Source organism: Streptomyces sp. NPDC052036 (assembly GCF_040680495.1).
GTDB lineage: Bacteria > Actinomycetota > Actinomycetes > Streptomycetales > Streptomycetaceae > Streptomyces.
In genome coordinates this window covers 1-2463 of sequence record NZ_JBFAWW010000112.1, presented here as the reverse complement: position 1 = coordinate 2463, position 2463 = coordinate 1, and the positions used below count along the sequence as shown (strand labels likewise).

Annotated in this window: 4 protein-coding genes; 1 reads left to right on the top strand and 3 read right to left on the bottom strand. The window is 67.3% G+C overall.

Annotated features, from left to right (window positions below):
- Positions 1-244: 244 nt before the first annotated feature.
- From AB0L95_RS42060 to AB0L95_RS42050, 3 genes are all read right to left on the bottom strand, one after another.
- The gene (locus AB0L95_RS42060; protein ID WP_365171942.1) at positions 245-631 is read right to left on the bottom strand and encodes a transposase; all 387 of its coding nucleotides are present in this window, start codon (positions 629-631) and stop codon (positions 245-247) included.
- Between the two features lie 305 nt (positions 632-936).
- Positions 937-1284 (bottom strand): hypothetical protein, encoded by a 348-nt coding sequence (locus tag AB0L95_RS42055; protein WP_365171940.1) that lies wholly within the window; start codon positions 1282-1284, stop codon positions 937-939.
- Positions 1284-1919: a polysaccharide deacetylase family protein gene (locus AB0L95_RS42050; protein ID WP_365171938.1), complete on the bottom strand. Its 636-nt coding sequence runs from the start codon at positions 1917-1919 to the stop codon at positions 1284-1286. The genes AB0L95_RS42055 and AB0L95_RS42050 overlap by 1 nt, the downstream gene beginning before the upstream one ends.
- Before the next feature lie 189 nt (positions 1920-2108).
- Here AB0L95_RS42050 and AB0L95_RS42045 point away from each other — a divergent pair, with 189 nt between their 5' ends.
- Positions 2109-2354, top strand: a complete 246-nt coding sequence (locus tag AB0L95_RS42045; RefSeq protein WP_365171936.1) for an SDR family NAD(P)-dependent oxidoreductase — start codon at positions 2109-2111, stop codon at positions 2352-2354.
- The last annotated feature ends 109 nt before the right edge of the window (positions 2355-2463 follow it).

The window sequence follows — 2463 nt, the reverse complement described above, 5'->3', positions numbered from 1 at the left end:
ACGACCAAGCGGGCGATCTCCTCCCGGGCCCGGTCATGGTCGAACCTCACCCGTGACAGCAGGTGCTGCAGCCTGGGCTATCGTGGCCTCCACGGCCACCTGGTCCTGAAACATCGTCACAAACGTGATCGCGGGCGGCGCATTCGCGTGTCGCTGCGGCTGCGGCTGCGCCGGGGTTCCACTGCACCCGGAAGTCGTGTGGGCCTGCTCCTTCCCGTGTCGTGCCGGGCTGGTGGTCTGGTCGTCAAGTAATGGCGGGCAGGACGGTCAGCCGGTGCCAGCAGGTGGTGAACGCTGTCGCCCAGGGCCAGCTCCGCTCGATCCGCAGGTAGCGGCGGCGGGCGTGGTCGGCAAGGCGGGCGGGCAGATGGTAAAGGCGGAAACCCATGGTGTCCGGCTCGGCGTCGGCCAGGCCGTCGATGTCGTGCAGGGCCCGCGGCCGCAACCACGCGTCAAGACCGGCGGCGAGGTTCGCGGCGAGCACCCACCCGCGGTTGACCTCCCAGGAGGCGGAGGGCAGGTTGCCCAGACCCATCGCCTTGTTCGTGCGCACCCGGTCTTCCACCCCGACGTGGAAGCAGCGCAGCACGTCGAGGAACTGGGCGTGGCCGGAGCCGGCGATGCCCCACATGTGGCGGATGTTGGTGGCGGTGATGGAACCCTGCCGGGCCCAACCTCCTCTCCCGCCGGTGCCGAGGCCGCCCCTGCCCGAGTCTCAGGGCGAGGCTCTCGCGGGCCCCGGGAATCCACCCTGCCCGCGAGTGCGGTCAGGGCAGACCATGGAAACGCGGTGTCTCGAGCCGGGTGCAGCCACAGCCCCCGCCCGGCTTCGGCGCGGTCGCCGCGGCTTCACCGGGTCACCGCTCTTCTACGACGAGCAGGACTACGCGGGTCGCACCCGCGCACAGGTAGGACCAGTGAGCGCGAACTCGCTGGCTACAGATTCGCCCAGTCCCAGTAGTAGGTCGTGCCTCCGGCGGCGGTGTACACGCGCTTGAGCATGCCGTCGTAGAAGGTGATCGAGTCGCTGTAAGGGCCGTCGCCGTCCATGGGGGCGGCGTTGAGCACGGCTGCCACAAGGTCGGGCGGGGTTTTCGCCATCTCCACGCCGGCCGCCATGGCATAGCGCTGGAGGTGGTTGCGGAACGGCTCGGCGGCCGGCGGCATCGAGCGATGGTGGATGTCGGTCATGGCGTGGTCCAGGCTGACGAAACGGACGCCGCATTCGGTGAACTTGGCGATGATGTCCGGCAGGCAGTCCAGCGCGATCGGCGAACCGTGCATCAGGAAGATGTACGGGATGTCCCGGCCGAACATGGCGCGTGCGGCGGAGGCGTGGTTGGCGAGGTGAACAGGGCAGCTTGGACGTAGGACTTGCGCAGCATCTGGGCGGCTTCCCGGTTGCCGGTGGTCAGCGCGCGGTAGTAGGAGACGAGGAAGGCGAAGTCGCCGAACCAGGTGGTGATCGGCGCGTTGGTGTACCCGTTGGCGCGCAGGTGGTCCTCGCGGCGGGCCTCCGAGGGACCGGGCATGTCCATGGCATAGCGGAAGTACCGCTGCGGGGCGCGCTCGATCAGGTCGCCGATGTACTTCTCGGCGGTGTCGATTTCGCGGCAGTAGGTGTCGGCGTCCACCCAGTTGAGCGGCGCGTGGTTGTGGGTGTGGTTGCCGAGGTGGTGGCCTCCGTCCACCCAGGCCTCGAACGTGGCCCGGGCCTGCGGGTCCCGCTGGATTGGCGACGTGTGGGCGAATGCGTACACCCCCGTGATCCTGGCGTCGTTGAAGGTGGCGGCCATGCCCTCGCTAATGCTGCGGCTGGTGTAGCCGTCCGGCACGGGCGTGCCGTCCCAGAGCACCAGGTCGTCCACGGTCATGGCGACCTCGATCGGGCCGGTCGAGATGAGATCGACGTTGATCATCAGGCAATCCTTTCCTTGACCCAAAGTGAACTCCGTCACTCCACCTGTGGATCTACTCGCATCCGCACAAGTGTTTCGCGAACGCGCACAACCGGTGTCGCACGGTTCGCTCGCGCGCGTTGGGGCGTGTTTGCCTTGCGGCACAACCCACGAACGTGGTTGTGCAATGGCGGAGCAGAAAGCAACTTTATGACTGTCAGATTCGACTTCACCGGCCAAACGGTGATCGTCACCGGGGGCGCCCAGGGTATAGGCCTGGAGATCGGCCGATTGTTTCACCAATCCGCTGCGACTGTTTTCCTGGTTGATTTCGATCGCGCCGCGCTCCACTCGGCGGTCAGCGAGATCGGCTGCCGGGGCGCGGTGGCCGACGTCAGCGACACCGAGTCCGAAGGCTTGCGGGGTCGGGTGCGGGCACAGACGCGGCCACCATGATCATGAACGTTTGTGACGATGTTTCAGGACCAGGTGGCCGTGGAGGCCACGATAGCCCAGGCTGCCTGGGACCGGGTGTTCCGGGCGGCAATGGATGCGATTTGGTCGA

Bases quoted from the DNA above. Each gene is read 5' to 3' on its own strand.
- AB0L95_RS42060 (WP_365171942.1), bottom strand. From the start codon at position 631: ATGTGGGGCATCGCCGGCTCCGGCCACGCCCAGTTCCTCGACGTGCTG.
- AB0L95_RS42055 (WP_365171940.1), bottom strand. From the start codon at position 1,284: ATGCACGGTTCGCCGATCGCGCTGGACTGCCTGCCGGACATCATCGCC.
- AB0L95_RS42050 (WP_365171938.1), bottom strand. From the start codon at position 1,919: ATGATCAACGTCGATCTCATCTCGACCGGCCCGATCGAGGTCGCCATG.
- AB0L95_RS42045 (WP_365171936.1), top strand. From the start codon at position 2,109: ATGACTGTCAGATTCGACTTCACCGGCCAAACGGTGATCGTCACCGGG.